This is a genomic window from Rhodococcus sp. NyZ502 (assembly GCF_041464245.1).
Taxonomy (GTDB): domain Bacteria; phylum Actinomycetota; class Actinomycetes; order Mycobacteriales; family Mycobacteriaceae; genus Rhodococcus_F; species Rhodococcus_F qingshengii.
This window is the reverse complement of sequence record NZ_CP167155.1, coordinates 4,120,374-4,140,476: the sequence shown is the minus strand read 5'-3', so window position 1 is coordinate 4,140,476 and position 20,103 is coordinate 4,120,374. Positions and strand designations below refer to the sequence as shown.

Below are 20,103 nucleotides of genomic sequence, written 5' to 3'. Positions count from 1 at the left end.
CGAACGAGGGGGAGTGCTGTGGGAGTGAGGGGTGCAGTGGTCCTGGTCGCGGCCGCGCTGTTGGTTGGGGGTTGTTCCTCGACCGTCGAGGGCGAGGCTTTCCCTGTCGATGTGATTGGGATGTTTGATCCGTGTGAGGTTCTCAGCAATGAGGAATTGGAGAGAGTCGGAGTTGACCCGGCAACAAAAGAGGTTGACATAGTCAACACCCATATCGATGGGTTCAATATATGCAAGTGGGAAGGATCTTGGTTCTTCCTCCGTCTGACTTCCACAACACACTCGCTTGCGGAAGTCGAAGCAAATCCGGTGATGCGCGATCTACATCGAATTCAACTCGCCGGCCGACAGGTCCTGATGTTCCAGGAACACAATGACAAGGCGGACACCGCGTGCAATATCGCCTTCGCGACTGCTCAGTCCACGGCGATGATTCGAGTGGGTGCGAAAGTCGGTGACCAGCGCCCCGAAACTCCGTGTGAACTGGTTGAGCGGGTCGGTCTGACCGTGTTACCGCTGCTTCCCGAGTAACGCTCGGAAGAGATTCGACTCGTAGTGAATTGGAGTATGTGATGTCCGGTTTGTATCTGGAGAAGAGGGTCGCAGAGGATCTGGCGAAGGCGTGTGATGATCTAATTTCGCTGTTCAGGTCACTGTCGGACGATGCGAACTATCTCGGGCAAGTGGGAGGCTTCGGCACTCTCGGATCCGCCCGGGCACTGCAGGTTAAGTTCGAGGAAAAGGCGGTTGGCGGCCCGGATGCGCTCGTCGATGTGTTGGCGAGTCATATCGCGGTCGTGGAGGCAATGCAGGCTCTGTTTCAAGCCTGCATCGACAACGCATTGGATCAGGAGTCGTCGAACGCCTCGACTTTGAGGTCGATCGACCAACCGAACTGAGTCAGTGGATGTGTTGCTGCCAATCGGCTGGGACACGACCCTTAGGCCCCGGCGTCGGCTGATCTACGGGATGTGAAGTGGGCGCAGCCAATTCAGGTCCGTCGTACGCCTCGTTGGTTTCGAAGCTCCAGAACCAATCCTCACCGGGTTCGTAGCTCTGCATGAACGGGTGCTTCGTCGAGGCCGCATGCTTGCTTGCGTGCTGTGACGGTGAGGAGTCGCAACACCCCACGTGACCGCATTGCGCGCATCGACGCAGGTGCACCCACCAACCGCCGCTCGCATCGCATTCAACGCATCCCGCGCCACTGGGCGGCACACTCGGATCGATCCCCGCTGGAAGTCCGTCGGTCATGGTCCACCCTCTCGCTGACTGAAGTCGGTCATTTCATCGTGCGCTTTGCCTACCGGCCGTGCAAGGTGGCTAGTCGTCGCGCGTATCCCGCGGTGGGCCCGCGATGGGCAGCAAAACTCTGAACCGGGTGTTACCGGGCTCCGACGTGACCCGAAGCTCACCACGATGCTTGCCGACCACAATTCGCCACGAAATATCAAGGCCGAGACCGGTTCCCTCACCGACAGGCTTAGTCGTGAAGAAGGGTTCGAAGATCCTGTCGATGACGTCATCGGGAATCCCGGCGCCGGTGTCGCAGATCTCGATGCACACGCGGTCGCCATCGCGGCTTGTCCGAACGGTGAGTGTTCCCGATCCGTCCATGGCAGACACCGCATTGTCGATCAGGTTGGTCCACACCTGATTGAGTTCGGCGGCGTAGGCGTCGATCGGAGGCAACGCGAGGTCGTATTCCTTGACGACTTCGATTCCGCTTCCGATCTTTTGCCCCAACATGATCAACGTGCTGTCGAGCAATTCGTGGACATCGATGGACTGGAAGGGAGCGCGATCCATCTGAGAATACTGTTTCGCCGCACCGACGAGCGTCGAGATTCTCGTTGTGGAGTCGGCGATCTCGTTCATCAGTAGTTCGGATTCGATGGTGTAATTCAGCCAGCGAATTGCGCCTTCTAGCACCGACTCGTCTACGGCTGCAGCAACATTCTCGAGCCAAGCGGTGTCGAGACCAGCCTGCACGAAGGTCGGAGCCAGATCCCAACCCTCTCGAATCGAATGATCCTCGAACCATTCACCCAACGAATCCTCTCGATCCGAGGCTTCGAGGGGAGTGAGCGTCGGCGCCTTGGCGACAACCTCTGCAACTTCCTCTTGAAGCCGCATGAGCGTCACGAGGGCATCGCGGTCGTAGGTGCCCGATGCAACCATTCCCAGTTTGTGACGCATGCCTGCGACACGCTCGCGCAAAGACGCGGTCGCTCGAACCGCCGCGGCTGCGGGATTATTGAGCTCGTGAGTCAATCCCGCCGACAGTGATCCAAGCGCCAGCAGTCGTTCTCGTTGGTCGATGATCTGCTGGGTGTTCTTCTTGCCGAAGAAGACACCCTCGAGTAGATGTACCGCCATCGGAAACCACTCGCGCATCGCGTTGCCGAACTTGTCGGCGTCCAGGACGAAGAACGTCGAAGGAGTCGTCACTCGCATCGACCCCGCGTAGACCTGCGGTACCCGATCGCCGAGATACGCCGTCCATCCTCCCGAGTAGACGCCGCGCTGGGTGGTCCTGTTGATCTCGATGTCTTCGCCGCCCGACAGCTTGGACAGCACCACCTCGCCCTCGATGAGGACGTAGAAGCAGGTGGCAGGCTCACCTTCGAGGTAGACCTGACCTCGATCGATCTCGGTGATATGGCCTGCCTGGCAGAGTGATTCGAGCTGATCGTCGGTGAGCTTCTCGAACAGGAACAGGGTGCGAAGCAAGTCTGGGCTGCATTCAGGAATGGACATCGAATCTCCCTATTGTTGAGCGAGATAGCGGTGGACGAACATCACGGCCATCGCGCCCTCTCCGACGGCCGACGCGACGCGCTTGGCCGATTCGGCGTGTACGTCCCCGGCGACAAACACTCCGGGGACACTGGTTTCGAGATGATGTGGTGCGCGGTCGAGCGGCCACCCCTCCGGTGTGACGCCTTCGGACGGAAGGTCCGGGCCGGCAAGAACGAAGCCATTTCCGTCGCGGACCACCACGTCTCCGAGCCAGTCGGTGAGGGGAGCGGCACCGATGAAGATGAACAACCACTGAGCATCGACAGTGTCTTCTTCTCCGGTGGCTCTGTTACGCAGTGTGATTCGTTCGAGGTGATCGTCACCCTCAGCGCCGACTACCTCCGTGCACGTGCGCACGGTGATCTTCGGATTCTTTTCGATCTGCTGAATCAGGTAGTAGGACATCGAGGCTTCGAGCGAGTTGCTGCGAATGAGAATGGTGACGGACCTAGCTCCGCGGGAGAGATAGACCGCAGCTTGGCCTGCCGAATTGGCGCCGCCGACTATGTACACATCTTGTTCGCTGCACCGAGCGGCTTCGGTGACAGCTGACCCGTAGTAGACCCCTCGGCCAGTGTAGGTATCGAGCCCCGGCGCCGACAGTTGGCGATAGGAAACACCGGTCGCCAAGATGACCGAGTGGGCGTCGACCGACGAACCGTCGTCGAAACGCACGGTGCGGGCCGAGCCGTTGATTTCCAAACCGGTGACGTCTCGCGCGGTGATGACCTCGGCGCCGAACTTGGTTGCCTGGCGCCTCGCGCGATCGGCCAACTGTGCGCCGGAAACTCCGTCGGGGAAGCCGAGGTAGTTCTCGATTCGTGAACTCTGGCCGGCCTGACCGCCAGTCGCCCGCCGTTCGATGAGAACCGTCCGAAGTCCCTCCGAAGCGCCGTACAGAGCAGCGCCCAGACCCGCAGGGCCGCCGCCGATGACAACGAGATCGTAAAAGTCTTCGGAGAGGGTGGTACTCAACCCGAGTTTGTCGGCGAGTTCGGCGTCAGTGGGCTCGACAAGGACATCCCCATTGGATGCGATGACGACGGGAAGCCGCAGTTCGTCGGTACCGGCAGCCGAGAGCAGTCGTTGGCCTTCCGGCTCGTCTGACATGTACCAGCGATAGGCAAGTTGGTTGCGTGCCAAGAACTCTCGGACGTCGGATGATCGCTCGGACCAACGATGGCCGATCACCTTGGTTTCCTCGGCGGGGTGATGACTCGAACTTGCCCAGGCATCGAGCAGCGCATCGATGACGGGGTACAGCTTCTCTTCCGGCGGATCCCAAGGCTTGAGGAGGTAGTGGTCGAGGTCGACGACGTTGATGGCGTCGATCGCAGCATCGGTGTCGGCGTACGCGGTGAGGAGAACGCGACGAGCTACGGGATACAGGTCCATTGCCTGTTCGAGGAACTCGATTCCACTCAAACCGGGCATGCGGTAATCGGCGACGATCACAGCGACTGCATCGCCGCGAAGTTTCATTTCACGCAAGGTTTCGAGAGCCTGGTCGCCGGACTCCGCACGAATGATTCGGTACTTCTCTCCGTACCGTTTGCGAAGGTCTCGAACGACGGCACGCGAAACACCAGGATCGTCGTCGACGCTGAGGATCGCTGGTTTGGCCGGGGCTTTCGGTGCGCTCACTCGGTGCCTTCCCGAAGTCGTAGTCAACCTCTCCAGTATGCGACTGCTGAGCTGAGCGTCAATCGCTGACGATGCGCTCTGAGTGAACCGGCGAACCTGAACTGGGAATTTCAAGATTGCGGGAACCGATCGAGCCTCCGGTGCATCCAATACAGTGGGTCCACATCAACAGGGGGTGTCATGCGGGGGTCGGTGGGGGTTGGGCGACTGCTCATGGCTGGGGTGTTGGTGTGGGCTGCGGCAGGATGCAGCTCAGTCGTGGAGGGGGCGGCTGAGCCTGCATCCGGCCAAGAGGGTCTGTTCGATCCGTGCAAGGACATCCCGGACTCGGTGTTGGAAGAAGTGGGGCTTGATCCGGCTACCGAGGAAGTTGATATCGCGGGCGTTGAGCAGCCAGGATGGAAGATCTGTGGGTGGAGCGGGTCCTGGTACTTCTTAACCGTGTATTCAACAGCGCGCGCCGTCGACGATGTGCGACGGAATGCTGACTACCGAGGTGTCGAGGAACTGCGCGCCGGTTCACGGCACGGTATCCAATTCCAACGCGTTGACGATGTGGACGGTAATGGTTGTTATATTGCGTTCCCAGTCGAGCAAGGCTCAATCTGGGTCAATATCGAAAGAATGCTGTCCGAAGCTCAGGAAGAGCCCAGTTGTGTTGTAGCGCAGCGAGTATCGGTCGATATTGAACATGTCCTACCAAAGTGAGGTCTCTGTGACTAGATCAGGTTGGAACAATGTGACGGCGGGTTCTCAGTTGGACCTTGCTCCAGACGTTGCGCGGGATGTCGTGTTGGCGTGTGCTGAGTTTCTCGGCGTACTAAACGAGGCGCATAGGAATCTGTTGGGGATTGAGAATGTCTCAGGTATGGGGACACTCCAGTCTGGAATCAACCTCGCCGCGAAATTCTCCAAGAAGGCGGTAGGCGGTGAGGATTCGTTGGAGAAGTCGTTGAGCAGCCACATCCAGGTGATCACCGAGATGCGGGACTTCTTCCAGCAATGCGTCGACCGCTACGGCGAAGTCGACGACTCGAATGCCTCCGCACTGGCAAGCGTCGAGACCCCTCGATAGACACAAAAAATCTCGCTGAGCCGATGGCATTCGACTCAGCGAGACTTGGGTAACGACTAGTTGGTGGGCAGGGCCTTCAACGACTTGACGGTGGCGTCGACCGCGCGAGCAGCCTCGGCGCCCTTCTTCACGAAATGCGTGCTGAAGTAGTCGACGTGCTCGGCGTGCTCGTGGAAGTGATGCGGCGTCAAGACCACCGAGAAGACCGGAACGTCGGTGTCGAGCTGCACGCGCATCAGACCGTCGATGACAGCCGTCGCCACGAAGTCATGCCGGTAGATACCGCCGTCGACGACCAGACCTGCGGCAACGATGGCCTGGTAGCGGCCGGTCTTGGCCAACCGCCGAGCATGCAGCGGGATCTCGAAAGCTCCCGGTACCTCGAAGAAATCAACCGTGTCCTTGGGGTAGCCGAGCTCGACGATCGCGTCGGTGAATCCGTCGCGTGCACGGTCGACGATGTTGCGATGCCACGTCGCCTGAATGAACGCGATGCGCTGTCCCTGGATCTCACTCATAACCATGAAACTAGCGCACTGGGAAGCATCGACGCGACCACCCGTCCTAGTCCTGCTGACGGGGGAAGGCGGTCGAACGACCCCATCCGGCGTCATTGGTGAGGTGCTCGAGGAGAGGCTGAATTCGATACGGAAGGGGATTGGTCAGAGCGATGGTCGTGGTCGAATGCGTGACGCCTGGAAGTGACACGATCTGCTCGGCCAACTTCTGCAGCGCCGCGTGCGTCGAGGTGGCGACGCGAACGAGCAAATCCTCGCGACCAGTTGTGGCGTGAATTTCGATCACCTCGGGCAACTCGGTCAGACTCCGAGCGACTGCGCTGATCTTGCCCTGCTCGAGTTCCAGACCGACAAATGCCTGAATCGGGATACCGACCTCGGGGAGATTGAGATTCGGCCGAAACCCGGTGAGAAGTCCGTTGGATTCCATGCGCTTCATTCGCGACTGGACGGTGTTGCGGGCGACGCCCAACGAGTTGGCCAACTCGGCCACACTCATCCTCGAGTCCTTGCTGAGCAGACCGAGCAACTGGACGTCGAGCTTGTCGATGCTGAGCACTTTGTGAACCTCTCCTCAGTGATATGAGTCACTGGATGATCGAATTGACTAGTTCAAGAGATTTGCATTGACCAAATCGTAACTCAGGCAGAGCATTGGTTCCACGAATTGCTCAGCGGGATTCTCTTTGGGTTATTTGTCCCCAATAGTACCCAACGGCCAATTCGTCCCAATATTTCGACTGCGCCCCGTTTATCCTTCGGAAAGGTCTATCCCACAATGACTCTCACCGCCGAGCCCGTGAACTCCGTTGTTTCCCATGACGACACTGCGGGCGTGTTCGATCGCGCCGACTACCTGCGCGATTACCCCCACGAGCAGGTGAGCTTCTTCCAGGATCCCGCGAGCGGCCTCAAGGCCATCGTCGCCATCCACTCCACGACGCTCGGTCCCGCGCTCGGCGGAACGCGCTTCTACCCGTACTCCGACGAATCTGCCGCAGTCACAGACGTTTTGCGCCTCTCGCGCGGCATGACCTACAAGGCTGCGGTTGCCGGCGTCGACCTCGGCGGCGGCAAGGCTGTCATCATCGGCGACCCCGCAACGGCCAAGACCGACGAATTGCTCGGCGCCTACGCAAAATTCGTCCAGACCCTCGGTGGCCGCTACATCACCGCTGGTGACGTCGGAACCAACTCCAACGATCTCGACATCATCGGTCGCAACACCGACTTCGTCGTCGGCCGCAACGCTACGGTCGGCGGTTCCGGCGACAGCGCTCCGATGACGGCCCTCGGCGTATTCCAGTCGATGCGCGCCGCGGCACAGTCGCATTGGGGCACTCCGTCGCTCGCAGGCAAGACCGTTGGTGTCGAGGGCACAGGCAAGGTCGGCTACGAGCTGATCAAGCTCCTCCTCGCAGACGGCGCAACCGTGTTGGCGACCGACGTCAACGCCGCAGCGCTCGATCGCGTCAAGGCGGACTTCCCGCAGGTGAGCATCGTCGACAGCATCATCGACGCCGATCTGGACGTCTACGCACCGTGCGCGATGGGCGCAACCCTCACCGACACGACCGCACGCTCGATCAAGGCCGAGGTTGTCTGCGGCGCTGCCAACAACCAGCTCACCGTGCCCGAGGTCGAGAACATTCTCCGCGACCGCGGCATCACCTGGACCCCTGACTACGTGGCCAACGGCGGCGGCCTCATCCAGGTCGCCGGCGAGCTGAAGGGCAACTCGGCCGAAGAGGTCAAGCTCAAGGTCGAGAAGATCTTCGACACGGTCACCGAGATCTTCGCGAAGTCGAAGAAGGACGGAATCCTCGCCGGCGAGGCTGCTGACGCGGTCGCCGAGGCTCGGATCGCCGAGGCAGCTCGCGTCGCCAAGGGCTGACATCCCTCTCGCAGTCATGTAGCGCGGCCGGTCCCGACTAGTGTGGACACCAGACGAGCAGATTTTGCAGATCTGGACCACATCAGCCGGTAGACCGGCCGCTATGCGTCGGACGCCGGAAGGGCTTACATGACTGAACAATTCGCTGTGTGGACCGAGAACGACGCCGAGCAATCGGCCCGTTGGGGTTCGACGAGCAACGCCCCGGTGCCCAAGCGCATCGTTGTCGCCGACGACACGATGAAGGCCGACGACGCCTATCGCTTGGCATGCGAAGGCACGGCGTTGTTGTGGCGCGGAGATTTTCAGAACGCTCGCCAACTGTCGAAGGCCGTCGCGTCGCGCATCGACCGCAAGCCGCGCCGAGCGTCCGACGACCCAGCCAAAGCCTTCCATCTCCACCGGCAGACCCAAGGACGCCGCGCGCAGATCCTCGGCATGCTGCTCATTCCCTTGGATGCAGATCTGTCGATTCCACTCCGGCGAGCCCCGGACGCGCAAGTCGCGTTGACCGAAGCTTTCGGGATTACCGGTGAGCCTTCGGTTCGCTCGTTGCGTGACATCCTCGGCGCGATCGGCGCTCACGAGTGGCACCGCAAAGGTGTTTTCATCGAGGCTCTCGACGCACGAGTGCATCCCGCCTTCGGAGTGTTCTCACCCGTCCGCGGGGAGTATGTCGATCTTGTCGCGTCTGCGCCACTGCCGTCGACGGAATCGGCTTTCGACATCGGCACCGGCACCGGCGTTCTTGCTGCCGTCCTGGCGCAGCGCGGTGTCAAGGTAGTGACGGCCACCGACCAGGACCCCCGGGCACTGCAATGCGCTCGTAGCAACCTCTCGCGGCTTGGCTACGGCGATCAGGTGAACGTGGTGGAAGCAGACCTCTTTCCCGAAGGCACCGCTCCGTTGGTGGTCTGCAATCCTCCCTGGATTCCGGCCAAGGCCACCTCGCCCATCGAATACGCCGTCTACGACCCCGCTGGAGCGATGCTGAAGGGCTTCCTGACTGGTGTCGCAGCGCATCTGGACGACGGGGGAGAAGCGTGGCTGATCCTCTCGGACATTGCCGAACACCTCGGTCTCCGAACGCGATCCGAACTGCACGATCTGATTGCGGCCGGTGGGCTCACTGTTGTCGATCGCATGGACGTCAAACCGACGCACGCAAAGGTCAGTGACCGAACCGATGCGCTTCACGCTGCCCGGGCACGAGAGACGACCTCGCTCTGGCGGCTTCGCCGTCGCTGAATTCATTCTCAGTCAGCGGTATTTCCTTGCCATGAGATGGTAATGAACGAGTAACAAATCGGGTCTAGCTTTCTTCGCAGTCGTACATCGTCACGCACTCCGGAGGAATCTCGATGGAATACACTCTTGCCCGCAACGCAGCCGAAGACCTGACGAAAGGTCTTGGCCGACGCGGATTCATGAGGGCAGTCGCTGCCCTCGGTGCGGGCGTAGGAGTTGCCGGTGTGGCTTCGGGATGCGCGCACTCGAACGCGTCACCGGCTGGATCGTCCTCCTCTGCACTACCGTTCGCCGATGGCATTCCGATTCTGCAACCGGGCAGCGGAAACGTCAGTGGCGATCACTATCTGAGTTCGGATCCGTCGGACGTCATGTGGGGTTATGTGCCCAACATCCACACCCGCGAGGTGATGCGGATGAAGTCGGGCCAGACCGTCACGATCGACGCCCTCTCGCACGAGGGAATTCTCGAGGATCAAGGGCGCAATCCTCTCGAATACTTCGGTAGCAAAGGCGTTTCCGAGAAGGACGTGCTCGAGGATGCGATTGCCGTTGCGGCCGAATACAACCGAACCGAACGAAACTTCGACAAGGACGGACCGCACGTCGTCACCGGCCCGGTCTTCGTCGAAGGCGCCCAGCCTGGAGACGTACTCAAGATCGAGACTCTCGAAGCCATTCCCCGCGTGCCGTACGGCGTTGTGTCGAGCAGACACGGCAAGGGCGCTCTCGCCGTCACAGCAGACGGAACCGCTCCAGCGGGAATCACTCTGGACGAAGTCATGCCGCCGGTCGCCACAGACGGGCGCGCAACAAAGGACCCGTTGAAGTACGGCGGTGTTTCCACTTTCACGGCGATCGAAGACGGCAAGGGCGTGATGCCTTTCGGACAGTCGAAGGTGCGGTTTCCCCTGCGGCCCTTCATGGGAATGATGGGAGTTGCCTATTCCTCGGATGCCGACCCGACATCCCCGTCGTCGAACTCCATTCCTCCGACGCTGGGCGGCGGAAACATCGACATCAGGCATCTCGGTGTCGGATCAACCTTCTATTTGCCGGTCTTTGCCGAAGGCGCCCTGTTCTACGTCGGTGACCCCCACATGGCGATGGGAGACGGTGAGGCAGCGTTGACCGCGATGGAAGGATCGCTGCGCGGCACGTTCCGACTCAGCGTGTGTAAGAAGGATTCCGGTGACGCTCCATCGGTGGCTTTCGGATACCCGTTCGCCGAGACCGAGGAGGCCTGGATTCCGATCGGCCTGTCCGACCCCAACGGTTCGGTCGATGGGCAGAACAGTGACCTCAACGGCGCCATGCGGCGCGCGGTGGTCAACGCACTCGACTTCCTCGAGCATGATCGCGGAATGGATCGAGCGACGGCCTACGCCTATCTTTCTGCCGCAGCCGATTTCACGGTCTCGCAGGTAGTCGATCGAACCGTGGGCGTCCACGGACAGATCGTCAAATCCCACTTCGAATAGCGGGAAGGCCGATCCGTGTTATCAGGACGGATCGTCGAAGAGGCTCTGTTGCAAGGGATCGGCAAACAAGCCCATCTGCTCAGGTTGCGGCTTTGCCGGCGTCTCGGTCCGAGAATTGGGCAGGACCACCAGTCGCAAAGCCCCGCGCAGACGGTCGACCATGAGTTCCCACCCGCCGACCTGATCCTCGTAGCCCGCCGCCTCTTCGGCGTCCCCGCGACTGTGGGCGTCCACAGCCTGACTACGCAGCTGAATCTGCCATTCGTTGCTGATGTGGAGGAGCTGAAGAATCAGATCGCGATCACGACCGCAGACATCGGCTACCGCGTCGAGATCCTCGGCCACATCCAGATCGAGGTGCAGCAGGGTCTCGAGTTCGGGAGGCAGGTCCTCGGCTGTCAGATCGGGCTGTAGAGAGGAGGAATCACTGCTCTTGTTCGCGAAGAAGAGGTCTCCGCCGACGCGTGCGGCGAACTCGTCGTCCACGGTACGCAGGAACGATGTCAGGGCGGCGCACGTATCGGTGAGTTGCTTGGGAACGAATGGCGAACCCGCCACCTCGAGGAACACCGACAGACGGTCGTCGATCAAGACGAACTTGATGCGCGACCACTTGCGGTTGAGATCGGCGATGACCTCGGCTGCACGGGTGCGGTTGCTGATGTCCTGAACGAGTGGGGAGAACAACTGCACGTCCATGGACTCGGAAAGCGGACCGACGAACATGACAGTCGAACCGACACGAATGGGTATGTCGCCGTCGCTGTCTCGCTCGGGAAGAGTGCCGAGCATGGGAAGCAAAGCGAGAGTGACCAACTCCTTGAGGTGGTCGATGTCGTTGGGCATGTAGGCCGCGGTGGGGTCGAGTGTCGGAAGTTCTGTCGACTCGACGACCGACGGATCGAAATCCGGAGTCTGCTCGTTGCCGGTGAGATCGCTGGATAGAAAAGCCGGGTGGTGCACACCGAACACATCACGGAATGCAGCGACAGTCATCGCTGCGAGCTGATCGGCCCAGTTCTGCGCCTTGTCGACGCAGAAGGCGGGGGAGTTGTTCGGATCCTCGAGATTCTCGGAAGGCGGATTCCAGCCGAGTGCGATCAACTTTTGTTCGTCGGCATCGTCGAGTCGATAGCGCGGATGAAGGAAGTCGTTGGAAGGAACCTCGCAGCGGACTGTGTTCTCGTCCCACACGAGGAACTGAACGCATGGCGCTGCGCCGTCAGCTGGATCGAAGTCGCCGGTGGACGATTCCACGGCAAGAACGTCGCCGTCGACCATGATGGAAATGTGATCGCCGAGGCGACGTTGAAATTCTGCCCACGCCCGGTCGACACTGACATCGAGATCGAAGCCCATTGCGCTCATCAGCCACCTCCTTCCGCAAAAGCTCAGACCTATACGGTATCGCGAGGCTCCGACAATGCTGCTGTCCTTTTCCGGTCGACCGGATTGCAGCGGACCACGAACCGTGACGACGAGGAAGGTAGTTGCAGGTAGATCGGTTATTCGAGAGCGGCGACTGAAGTGTGCCTGTAACCGCCGTCACGCCAGGCGGTGTGCGGGCGAAAGAGCGAGGGTTATCCGGCGAGAACGGGCGAGACCTCGACGACGGGCGGCGTGGATCCGGTCGTGACAACGGGGGTGGTGCTGGTCTTGGTGGTTGTGGCCGTCGCGGTCGGTGACGAGGTCGCGGTAGCCGACGCAGTTGTCGTGGATGAGACGGGTGTTGTCGTACTGGTGGCCGTCGTAGTCGAGGTGGTGGAGCTCGTGCTTGTCGCGGTCACCACAAGCGGCTGATTACGAGGAGCAGTCGTCTCGTCGGCGATTCGCCAGGTCGGCGTCGGCGGGATGACAACCGTGGGGACTGCAACCGAGCTGTAGAACGCGGCCGGTTCGATCCCGGCGACGGACTCCACGGAAACCGACGAGACCAGAGTGGGAGGCTTCACCACAGGGCCGCCGGCACCGAATGCGCCGGCTGCTCCGCCGAAAACGAGGCCTGATGTCAGAGAAAGAGCGGCCACTGCGACAGCGCCGATCATGACTGTTCTGTCTTTCATGCACACCTGTCCTTCGGGAGCAGTACGGAAGTACTGTAGGCGAAAAGATGCCGCAATGGAGTATCAGGGTCTGCTGGGCGGGACGCGAATCCGTGTGGCGTAGAACACAAAAGGCCCTGGGTGCCGACGCGGACGTCGGCACCCAGGGCCAGGTCAAGCAGTGAATCAGGCGGGGATCGTCAGTACCTGACCGGCGTTGATGAGATCCGGGTTCGGGATGCCGTTTGCATCCGCGATGCGCTGGTACTGGTTGCCGTCACCGTAGAAACGCTCTGCGATCGCCCACAGGGTGTCGCCGCTTTCGACGGTGTAGCTCTGCGCTGCCGGAGCGGCGGGGGCAGGCTCGGGCTCGGGTGCCGGAGCGGGCTCCGGGGCAGCCTCGGCGGCCGGCGCTGCGATTGCAGTGTCCGAAGACCACAGAGCATTTCCGCCGACGGACAGAACGACGTTGCGATCGTCCTGAACCGAGAGGGAGGCACCGTCGTTGCCTGCGGTCTGCGATGCCCACACGGCGTCGGAGTCCTTGTAGATGACGAAGTTTCCGTCAGCCTGCACCTCGGCGCGGTTGGCGCCGGATCCGTTGGTGCCTGCGGCCCAAACAGCCTGTCCGCCCTCGGACAGAACCAGGTTGCCGTCGTCCTGCAAGGTGAGGGTGTATGCGCCGTTGTCGGACTTGAGTTCCTGGCCGACTCCGAGGCTCTGACCTGACTGCAGTGTGCTCACGCTGTCCCTTTCCAAATCTGTTGCGATGACTGTGCCTCCACGATTCCGCTTTACCGTCCAGTTACCTTCTGGCCGTTGGTCTCGTAGGCGACCGAGTGTACGTTACCGAAGAGTACAGAGAATTGTGCAGCGTTGACGGATTGCGTGTCGAGCGTTCGGATCTTGCTGATATTAAGGCGTTTTGGGCGAACGCGCCGCGACATCCTACGCGAAGTTGCACCGTTGCGATGCACTTTCTCTTGAACGGCAGGTGAAATCGGCGCGCTCTCAGCGCATTGTCAGTAACCGCTAGGGGTGTAGCGACTTGCGCGTCTCGTCGTGGAGTACGGCAAGCAGTTCACGCTCGACGTCGGCGAACTCGGGCGAGGTGATCATGTCCAGTTCGCGTGGCCTCGGCAAGGGAACGTCGACGACGCACCTGACCGTTGCCGGCCTCGCCGACAGAACGACCACGCGATCGGACAGATAGATCGCTTCACGAATATCGTGGGTGATCATCAGCACGGTCCACCGGTACTGCTGCCACACGTCTTGTAGCCAGGCCTGCATCTCGGTGCGGGTCAACGAGTCCAGTGCGCCGAACGGCTCGTCGAGCAGCAGGACAGGTTTGCCCTGAACAACGGTGCGCAGCATCGCCGCTCGCTGGCGCATGCCGCCGGACAGTTGTGACGGCCGGGCGTCCTCGAATCCGGACAGTCCGAACGCCGGGAACAACTCGCGAGCGCGCTCGCGTGCTTCCTTCTTGCCGACTCCCTGCACTTCCAAACCGAGGGCCGTGTTGTCCAGTACCGAGCGCCAAGGGAACAGAAGATCCTTCTGCGGCATGTACGCGGTGTGCACCTCGACGGCTGCTTCGGATTCCGTTGCGCGCGTGCCCACACGGACCGAACCCGCGGTCGGGGATTCGAGCCCGGCCAGGACGTTGAAGATCGTGCTCTTGCCGCAGCCGCTCGGCCCGATCACCGACACGAATTCGCCCGCGTCGGCACCAAAGGACACCGAATCGAGCACGAGACGCGATTCTCCGGCCGTGTCGAACCTCTTGGTCAGGTCCTGGATTTCGACCACTGCATCCTCGACCATCGGGTCAGTCATGTCCGCGACCTTTCGTTCATCGCCCATGGTGCAACGATGCGCTCGATGGCGAACGTCAGCAAGTACAGCGTGACGCTGATCAACGCGGTCACCAGTACGGCCGCCAACACCAGGTCGGTGCGGAAGGAGTTCTTCTGGGTGCTCATGTAGATACCCAAACCGGAAGTAGCGCCGACGTATTCGGAGAACACCGCACCCACGACCGCATACGTGATGCCGATGCGCAGGGCAGTGAAGAATCGCGGAATTGCCGAAGGAAGGCGAACGTATCGGAACTCCTGCCAGCGAGTGCTGCCCATACTGCGCAGGAGAGCGCCCGCTTCCCGATCGGCCGCGGCAAATCCCTCGATGAGTCCGATGGTCATGGGGAAGAACGTCGCAAGGGCGATCACCAACACCTTCGGCAACAACCCGAAGCCGAACCAGATGATCATCAGCGGCGCGATGGCGATGATCGGCAGCGTCTGCGAGACGACAAAAAGTGGTACCAGCGCGCGTGACAACCACGGCGAAAAGTCCACGACCACAGCAAGAATCCAGGCCAACACCAATGAAACAGTGAAGCCGACCAACGTGACCTGCAATGTCGACCAGGCGTGGCCGGAGATGATCTCGCGGTTGTCCCACCCCTGGGACAGAACGCGCCCCGGAGACGGAAGTACTTGCGGCCGAATCCCACTGATCTCGACGTAGATCTGCCACGCCGCCACGAGGAGCACCACCACGGCGAGCGCGGGAAGCGCCCGCCGCATGGTCGAGACCAACCGTCCGCTCACGTCAGGACGCGTCGAGATACTCATTGGTGAAGTACTCCGACCAGTCCGGCTTCTGGGTCAACGGCTTCCCGTCGGGTCCGGCGAGCAATCCGTTCTCGAAGAGGAATCCCGAGTAGCCCGACCAGGTTTCGAGATTCTGGGCGCCCACAACACCGTTGGCGTCTTTCATGTAGTCGGCGGCGAGCATCCGCTGACTCTCACGCACGAGGTCTTCGTCGGTGAATGCTCCGGGGTTCGCGTCGATGAGATCCTGCGCGGCCTGGTCCGGGTTGTCGGCAGCAGTCTGATATCCGCGTTGAACGGCTTTGACGAACTTGCGTGCCTCGTCGGGATGGTCCTTCAACCACTGCTGGTTGCCGTTGATCACGATCGAATATGCATCGGGGAAGCCGTAATCGGTGTACTGGAAGTACCGCATCGGAGTTCCGTTTCGCTCCGCTTCGAGGCCTTCCCAAGCAAAGTAGGAGACGGTGAAGTCTGCCTGGCCCGAGTACACGGCTTCGTACGCGGAAGTTCCGAGCGTGACCGTCGTGAAGTTCCCGGTCCCGCCGTCGTTGCGGATGATCTGCTGCAGCGTTTCGACTTCGCCGGGATCGCCGAACCCGGCGTACGTCTTCCCGTCGAGATCACGTGGGCGCGTGATGTCCGCACGATCCGCCTTCACGCCGATGCCGGTGGCGCGGTGCTGAAGTGGCGCGATGACGGACGTCGTGGCGGCGCCGGCTGCACGGGCGAACGTGGCCTGACTCTGTGTGCTGATGCCGAACTCGGCATTGCCGGCATCGACCAGGGTGTCGGGCGAGGTGTTGTTGTACGGCAGGATCGAGACGTCCAGGCCGGCGTCCTCGAAGTAGCCCTCTTGGAGTGCTACGTACAAACCGGTGTGGTTCGTGTTCGGTGTCCAGTCGAGTGCGAACCGAATGGTCCCGTCGGAAGAGCCGGTGTCAGAGGCGCATCCGGTCAGAACTGTGAACGCGGCTGCGATCGCGGCAGACGTGGCAAGCGTGCGGCGCAGCGCCGCAAACGACATCACGACGCCGGCCAAGGCTGCTGGTGGAGTGCGGAATCCCAGAACATCAGCTCATAGCGGCTGGCGATGCGGAATGCTTCACTCATCGCCTCACGCTCTGTCTCGGTGGCAGCTTCGGCCGCAGCATCGACCAGTACGCGGGCCTGCGCCACCGACTCGTGGAATTCGGGTGCGTCGTAGGTCGTGACCCACTGTGCGTACGGATGCGACGGATCGGCGTCGAGTACCTCGCGCGCTGAAGCGGCAAGATCGCGGCCGACCTCGGCGTAGATCCAGAAGCAGGGGAGTACTGCCGCTGCGGAGACCGGGTAAGGCGCAGTTGCTGCAGTCGCCGTCAGATACGAGACGTATCCCAGGCAGGCCTGCGAATGCTCGAGCCTTCCCGATCCCGCTGGAAGAATTCCACCGGTGAGAAGTCCGTCGTGAAGCGCAGATTCCACTGTCGCTGCCGTGGACGCGGAATTCGACCAGAAGCCCGCGGACTGCGGATCCGGGGCGTGGGCCGCGACCAGGGACAACGCTTTCGAATATCCCTCGAGATAAAGCTTGTCCTGCTCGATGTACGTGCGGAACGCGTCGAGAGGCAATGTTCCGTCGCCGAGGCGGCGGAGGAACTCCAGTGAGTCGATCGACTCGCGGAGGGCCTTCGTCTCGGCCCAGAGTCGATCTGTGAACCGATCCGTCGACGGCGCTGTGGCCACCGAGTTTTCGGCAGAATTGTATGCAGGCTGCGTAGTAGCCATGACATCCCTTCGTCAGCATTACCTGATCAGGTTCCCGGGTGTGTTCTCAGCCCCGCCCATGCGGAGCACCCCGTGTCAGAACTAGGCGACCTTAACACCGAGGGGTTGTGTACTCGGCGCACACCCGTCCGAGATTGGTAGGTTTGGTCTTGATTGCCACACGCGCGGGTCGGGAGGGGATTCAGACATGGAGACCGACGTTCGACCAAATCTCGGCGAGGACGGAACTCTGGTGATCCGGGCGCGAGGCGGAGAAGCCCGCGGGTATCCGGATGGCGGTGTATTCGCGTGGAAGGGCATGCCCTACGCAGCGGCGCCGGTGGGTGAGCGGAGGTTCCGAGCGCCGCAACCCGCACAGCCGTGGGACGGGGTGCGCGACTGTCGTGAGTTCGGGCCGATCGCGCCGCAAGGCCAGAGTCCGGCGGTTCCGATCGATCGGGCCTTCAAAATCGACGAGGACTGCCTGTCGATCAACGTCTGGGCCCCGCGACCCGACGGCACGCCGCGACCGGTGATGGTGTGGATTCACGGCGGCGCCTACTGCCTCGGATCCGCCGCCCAAACGATCTACGACGGCCGTCATCTGGCTGAAACCGGCGACGTCGTTCTCGTCTCCTTCAACTATCGCGTCGGCGCACTCGGATTCCTGGACCTGTCTGCATTCTCCACCGCGGATACCGTTTTCGAATCGAACTGTGGTCTGCGAGACCAGATTGCGGCACTCGAATGGGTTCGAGACAACATCGACGCCTTCGGTGGTGACCCGAGTGCGGTGACCGTGTTCGGTGAGTCCTCCGGCGCAGGATCCATCACGACGCTCATGACCTGTCCGAGCGCCGAAGGTCTGTTCCATCGTGCGATTGCCCAGAGTCCTCCCGCGACCTCCGTCTACGGGGCCGAGCGCGCCAAGACCGTGGCGGAGCGGTTTCTCGAACTGCTCTCGATCGACCCCGAAGACGCAGGCGATCTGCTGACCACGGATCTGGAACTGCTCGTCAAGGCAAGCGATGACCTGGTCAACGAAATTCCGACCCGGATTCCGGGAACTTTGGCGATGGCACCCGTTGTCGATCGCGATCTGGTGCCGCACTACCCGGTTGCGGCTTTCCAGAAGGGTTACGCGCACCGAATCCCACTGATCATCGGTTCCAACAAGGACGAGGCGTCGATCTTCAAGTTCATGAAGTCTCCGCTGATGCCGGTGAGTGCGCAGTCCGTCGAGGCAATGCTCCAATTACTGGCTGACGATCACCCCGACATCTCGGCGACCAAACTTGCCGAGATCATGTCGGCTTACCCTGACCATGCGAAACCGAGTGGCGCGCTGGCTCTTTCACGGGACGCGGCGTTTCGCATGCCGACCCTGTGGATCGCCGACGCGCACTGCAGGCATTCCCCTACGTGGGTCTACCGCTTCGATCACGCGACGCCGATGCTCAAGGCGGCGCGGATCGGCGCGGGCCACGCGACCGAATTACCTTATGTATTCGGCAATTTCGGAACCCTGAACGTCGACCCCACGTTCTGGCTCGGCGGACGGAAGGCTGCGATGGAGGTGGCCGGCCGTATCCAACGGCGATGGTTGGCCTTCGCCAGGCATGCCGTGCCGGCGGCCCTCGACGGCTCGAAGCACTGGGCGCCGTACGAGGAAGAGAAGCGGTCGACGCTGTTGATCGACTCCGCCGACACCCTCGTCAGCGACCCAGATCACGGACTGCGCGTCGCCTGGGGCAACGACGTGATGGGGTTCAACTGACGTCGGTCGAGTGCCGCGGACGATCCAGTTCGCGAAGCACCGGCAGAGAGGCACAGACTGCGGCGATCAGGATGATCGGAATCGACAGGGCCACAAAGGTCGACGCGATTCCGAGTTGATCGAGCAGAGGGCCGACCGCGAGGTAGCCGAGCGGGCCGGCGGCGTAGGCCGTCGACGTCATGACACCGACGACGCGTCCGCGCATGTGCTCCGGGCTGTGCGTCTGCATGGCGTAGTTGGCGATCGGGCCGACTGGTCCGTAGACGAGACCCTGCAGTCCGGCAAGTACGAGGATCACCCACAGCGGAGGTAGAAGCGCCATGGCCAGCATCGCTATGCCGAGAACGGCGACGGCAAAAATCATGATCAGCCGCCGGGACATGATCGGTGCCAGTGGGGCGTAGGCGAGAGAGCCGATGATGCCGCCGATCGCCAAGGCCATCAACACCGATCCGAGTTGGGCCGGTTGATCCAACTCTGTGAAGTACACCGGGAACACGACACTCTCCACCGGCATGTAGAGCGCGACGACTGCCATGTCGATCAGCGCCAGGGTGCGCAGCAGTTTGTTGTTCCAGACGAACCGAAGACCGTCGAGTGTGCCGTGCCAGATCGATTTCGGACGGTGTTCGTGTTCGGGCACTCCGGCGCCGGGAAGCCGGATGAAGGCGACCACGACTATCGAGAACACAAAACCTGCCGCCGTGACCCAGAGCGTGTTCACCGCTCCGATCGTTGCGATGAGGACACCGCCGATGCCAGGGCCGATCAGATACGCGACGTTGAAGTTGGCCTCGTACACACTGTTGGTTCGATCGAGCTTCCACTTGGCGGTCCGAGTCGCTGCAGGCAGCATGGACTCCCTCGCCGCCATTCCGGCGGGGTCGAACACGGCGCCGAGTGCGGCCAACGCCGCGATCACCGGGATCGTCAAGCCCGCGGTGGCCGCGATGATCGGAATCGCTGCAACGGACGTCGCGGAGAGAGCGTCGGAAATCATCGACGTTCGACGGCGTCCGAACTTGTCGACGAATGTCCCCGAAAACAGGCTCGACACGAGTAGCGGAATGGCTGCTGCGCCGGCAACTATCGCCGCGTCGGTAGCCTTACCGGTTCGTTCGAGCACCAGCCAGGGGAGCACGACGATGGCGATACCGTTGCCGATCGCCGAGAACAGCGTCGCGAGATTGACCAGTACGAGAGGGAGATAGCTGGGGATAGCTACGTCCGTGGACGCAGGTGGACGCCGATCTGC

Annotated in this window: 21 protein-coding genes and 1 riboswitch; of the genes, 8 read left to right on the top strand and 13 right to left on the bottom strand. The window is 61.5% G+C overall.

The genetic code is table 11. From position 1 onward, the window contains the following. Positions 1-36 precede the first annotated feature (36 nt). Complete coding sequence (locus tag ACBG85_RS19050) at positions 37-531, top strand: DUF3558 family protein (protein WP_003941299.1); 495 nt, start codon at positions 37-39, stop codon at positions 529-531. A gap of 41 nt (positions 532-572) precedes the next feature. Next, positions 573-899 carry a hypothetical protein gene (locus tag ACBG85_RS19045; protein ID WP_095971524.1) on the top strand — a complete coding sequence of 109 codons (327 nt, stop codon included), beginning with the start codon at positions 573-575 and terminating at the stop codon, positions 897-899. A 1-nt stretch (position 900) separates the two neighbouring features. Here ACBG85_RS19045 and ACBG85_RS19040 read toward each other — a convergent pair whose 3' ends face one another. The 3 genes from ACBG85_RS19040 to ACBG85_RS19030 form a co-directional block, all read right to left on the bottom strand. Next, positions 901-1,254, bottom strand: a complete 354-nt coding sequence (locus ACBG85_RS19040; protein WP_003941317.1) for a UBP-type zinc finger domain-containing protein — start codon at positions 1,252-1,254, stop codon at positions 901-903. Positions 1,255-1,323: 69 nt separating this feature from the next. Continuing rightward, a complete protein-coding gene (locus ACBG85_RS19035; protein WP_372024365.1) occupies positions 1,324-2,760 on the bottom strand; it encodes an ATP-binding protein in 1,437 nt (478 codons plus the stop codon). A 9-nt stretch (positions 2,761-2,769) separates the two neighbouring features. Next, positions 2,770-4,446, bottom strand: a complete 1,677-nt coding sequence (locus ACBG85_RS19030; RefSeq protein ID WP_372024361.1) for an FAD-dependent oxidoreductase — start codon at positions 4,444-4,446, stop codon at positions 2,770-2,772. A gap of 180 nt (positions 4,447-4,626) precedes the next feature. Between ACBG85_RS19030 and ACBG85_RS19025 the strand changes: the two genes are divergently transcribed. Together ACBG85_RS19025 and ACBG85_RS19020 are read left to right on the top strand one after the other, a co-directional pair. Further along, positions 4,627-5,154 carry a DUF3558 domain-containing protein gene (locus ACBG85_RS19025; protein ID WP_311093706.1) on the top strand — a complete coding sequence of 176 codons (528 nt, stop codon included), beginning with the start codon at positions 4,627-4,629 and terminating at the stop codon, positions 5,152-5,154. 160 nt (positions 5,155-5,314) lie between these two features. Next, positions 5,315-5,521 carry a hypothetical protein gene (locus ACBG85_RS19020; RefSeq protein ID WP_230358883.1) on the top strand — a complete coding sequence of 69 codons (207 nt, stop codon included), beginning with the start codon at positions 5,315-5,317 and terminating at the stop codon, positions 5,519-5,521. 56 nt (positions 5,522-5,577) lie between these two features. Here ACBG85_RS19020 and ACBG85_RS19015 read toward each other — a convergent pair whose 3' ends face one another. Both ACBG85_RS19015 and ACBG85_RS19010 read right to left on the bottom strand, forming a co-directional pair. Next, complete coding sequence (locus ACBG85_RS19015; RefSeq protein WP_007726074.1) at positions 5,578-6,039, bottom strand: 6,7-dimethyl-8-ribityllumazine synthase; 462 nt, start codon at positions 6,037-6,039, stop codon at positions 5,578-5,580. A gap of 46 nt (positions 6,040-6,085) precedes the next feature. Further along, positions 6,086-6,598: an Lrp/AsnC family transcriptional regulator gene (locus ACBG85_RS19010; RefSeq protein ID WP_003941343.1), complete on the bottom strand. Its 513-nt coding sequence runs from the start codon at positions 6,596-6,598 to the stop codon at positions 6,086-6,088. A gap of 219 nt (positions 6,599-6,817) precedes the next feature. Between ACBG85_RS19010 and ACBG85_RS19005 the strand changes: the two genes are divergently transcribed. The 3 genes from ACBG85_RS19005 to ACBG85_RS18995 all read left to right on the top strand — a co-directional run bounded on the left by ACBG85_RS19005 (position 6,818) and on the right by ACBG85_RS18995 (position 10,662). Beyond that, positions 6,818-7,933 carry a Glu/Leu/Phe/Val dehydrogenase gene (locus ACBG85_RS19005; protein WP_003941274.1) on the top strand — a complete coding sequence of 372 codons (1,116 nt, stop codon included), beginning with the start codon at positions 6,818-6,820 and terminating at the stop codon, positions 7,931-7,933. Between the two features lie 129 nt (positions 7,934-8,062). Continuing rightward, positions 8,063-9,181 (top strand): methyltransferase, encoded by a 1,119-nt coding sequence (locus ACBG85_RS19000; RefSeq protein WP_372024357.1) that lies wholly within the window; start codon positions 8,063-8,065, stop codon positions 9,179-9,181. A gap of 113 nt (positions 9,182-9,294) precedes the next feature. Continuing rightward, positions 9,295-10,662, top strand: a complete 1,368-nt coding sequence (locus ACBG85_RS18995; protein WP_065351158.1) for an acetamidase/formamidase family protein — start codon at positions 9,295-9,297, stop codon at positions 10,660-10,662. A 21-nt stretch (positions 10,663-10,683) separates the two neighbouring features. On the opposite strand, the gene ACBG85_RS18990 is transcribed toward ACBG85_RS18995, so the two are convergent. The 7 genes from ACBG85_RS18990 to ACBG85_RS18960 all read right to left on the bottom strand — a co-directional run bounded on the left by ACBG85_RS18990 (position 10,684) and on the right by ACBG85_RS18960 (position 17,092). Beyond that, the gene (locus ACBG85_RS18990; RefSeq protein WP_372024354.1) at positions 10,684-12,030 is read right to left on the bottom strand and encodes a hypothetical protein; all 1,347 of its coding nucleotides are present in this window, start codon (positions 12,028-12,030) and stop codon (positions 10,684-10,686) included. 212 nt (positions 12,031-12,242) lie between these two features. Beyond that, complete coding sequence (locus tag ACBG85_RS18985; protein ID WP_372024352.1) at positions 12,243-12,725, bottom strand: hypothetical protein; 483 nt, start codon at positions 12,723-12,725, stop codon at positions 12,243-12,245. Positions 12,726-12,890: 165 nt separating this feature from the next. Further along, entirely contained in the window at positions 12,891-13,448 is a 558-nt protein-coding gene (locus ACBG85_RS18980) for a LysM peptidoglycan-binding domain-containing protein (RefSeq protein WP_030536825.1), read from the bottom strand. A gap of 288 nt (positions 13,449-13,736) precedes the next feature. Further along, positions 13,737-14,531 carry an ABC transporter ATP-binding protein gene (locus ACBG85_RS18975; protein ID WP_372027880.1) on the bottom strand — a complete coding sequence of 265 codons (795 nt, stop codon included), beginning with the start codon at positions 14,529-14,531 and terminating at the stop codon, positions 13,737-13,739. An 8-nt stretch (positions 14,532-14,539) separates the two neighbouring features. Continuing rightward, entirely contained in the window at positions 14,540-15,343 is an 804-nt protein-coding gene (locus ACBG85_RS18970) for an ABC transporter permease (RefSeq protein ID WP_003941393.1), read from the bottom strand. Beyond that, complete coding sequence (locus ACBG85_RS18965; protein ID WP_030536827.1) at positions 15,321-16,349, bottom strand: ABC transporter substrate-binding protein; 1,029 nt, start codon at positions 16,347-16,349, stop codon at positions 15,321-15,323. Before ACBG85_RS18965 ends, ACBG85_RS18970 begins: the two co-directional genes overlap by 23 nt. Next, entirely contained in the window at positions 16,349-17,092 is a 744-nt protein-coding gene (locus tag ACBG85_RS18960; RefSeq protein WP_007726090.1) for a TenA family protein, read from the bottom strand. The genes ACBG85_RS18965 and ACBG85_RS18960 overlap by 1 nt, the downstream gene beginning before the upstream one ends. Beyond that, a riboswitch (TPP riboswitch) is annotated at positions 17,080-17,175 on the bottom strand. (Overlaps the previous gene by 13 nt.) A gap of 104 nt (positions 17,176-17,279) precedes the next feature. On the opposite strand from ACBG85_RS18960, the gene ACBG85_RS18955 reads away from it, so the two are divergent. Then, a complete protein-coding gene (locus tag ACBG85_RS18955) occupies positions 17,280-18,848 on the top strand; it encodes a carboxylesterase/lipase family protein (protein ID WP_007726092.1) in 1,569 nt (522 codons plus the stop codon). Here ACBG85_RS18955 and ACBG85_RS18950 read toward each other — a convergent pair. Beyond that, positions 18,841-20,067 carry an MFS transporter gene (locus ACBG85_RS18950; protein ID WP_372027879.1) on the bottom strand — a complete coding sequence of 409 codons (1,227 nt, stop codon included), beginning with the start codon at positions 20,065-20,067 and terminating at the stop codon, positions 18,841-18,843. The genes ACBG85_RS18955 and ACBG85_RS18950 overlap by 8 nt on opposite strands. Positions 20,068-20,103 lie beyond the last annotated feature (36 nt).

What these genes read in the sequence shown, in the direction of transcription:
- ACBG85_RS19045 (WP_095971524.1), top strand. Translation starts at nt 573, where the DNA reads ATGTCCGGTTTGTATCTGGAGAAGAGGGTCGCAGAGGATCTGGCGAAG.
- ACBG85_RS19040 (WP_003941317.1), bottom strand. Translation starts at nt 1,254, where the DNA reads ATGACCGACGGACTTCCAGCGGGGATCGATCCGAGTGTGCCGCCCAGT.
- ACBG85_RS19035 (WP_372024365.1), bottom strand. Translation starts at nt 2,760, where the DNA reads ATGTCCATTCCTGAATGCAGCCCAGACTTGCTTCGCACCCTGTTCCTG.
- ACBG85_RS19025 (WP_311093706.1), top strand. Translation starts at nt 4,627, where the DNA reads ATGCGGGGGTCGGTGGGGGTTGGGCGACTGCTCATGGCTGGGGTGTTG.
- ACBG85_RS19020 (WP_230358883.1), top strand. Translation starts at nt 5,315, where the DNA reads ATGGGGACACTCCAGTCTGGAATCAACCTCGCCGCGAAATTCTCCAAG.
- ACBG85_RS19015 (WP_007726074.1), bottom strand. Translation starts at nt 6,039, where the DNA reads ATGAGTGAGATCCAGGGACAGCGCATCGCGTTCATTCAGGCGACGTGG.
- ACBG85_RS19005 (WP_003941274.1), top strand. Translation starts at nt 6,818, where the DNA reads ATGACTCTCACCGCCGAGCCCGTGAACTCCGTTGTTTCCCATGACGAC.
- ACBG85_RS19000 (WP_372024357.1), top strand. Translation starts at nt 8,063, where the DNA reads ATGACTGAACAATTCGCTGTGTGGACCGAGAACGACGCCGAGCAATCG.
- ACBG85_RS18995 (WP_065351158.1), top strand. Translation starts at nt 9,295, where the DNA reads ATGGAATACACTCTTGCCCGCAACGCAGCCGAAGACCTGACGAAAGGT.
- ACBG85_RS18990 (WP_372024354.1), bottom strand. Translation starts at nt 12,030, where the DNA reads ATGAGCGCAATGGGCTTCGATCTCGATGTCAGTGTCGACCGGGCGTGG.
- ACBG85_RS18985 (WP_372024352.1), bottom strand. Translation starts at nt 12,725, where the DNA reads ATGAAAGACAGAACAGTCATGATCGGCGCTGTCGCAGTGGCCGCTCTT.
- ACBG85_RS18975 (WP_372027880.1), bottom strand. Translation starts at nt 14,531, where the DNA reads ATGGTCGAGGATGCAGTGGTCGAAATCCAGGACCTGACCAAGAGGTTC.
- ACBG85_RS18970 (WP_003941393.1), bottom strand. Translation starts at nt 15,343, where the DNA reads ATGAGTATCTCGACGCGTCCTGACGTGAGCGGACGGTTGGTCTCGACC.
- ACBG85_RS18965 (WP_030536827.1), bottom strand. Translation starts at nt 16,349, where the DNA reads ATGTCGTTTGCGGCGCTGCGCCGCACGCTTGCCACGTCTGCCGCGATC.
- ACBG85_RS18960 (WP_007726090.1), bottom strand. Translation starts at nt 17,092, where the DNA reads ATGGCTACTACGCAGCCTGCATACAATTCTGCCGAAAACTCGGTGGCC.
- ACBG85_RS18955 (WP_007726092.1), top strand. Translation starts at nt 17,280, where the DNA reads ATGGAGACCGACGTTCGACCAAATCTCGGCGAGGACGGAACTCTGGTG.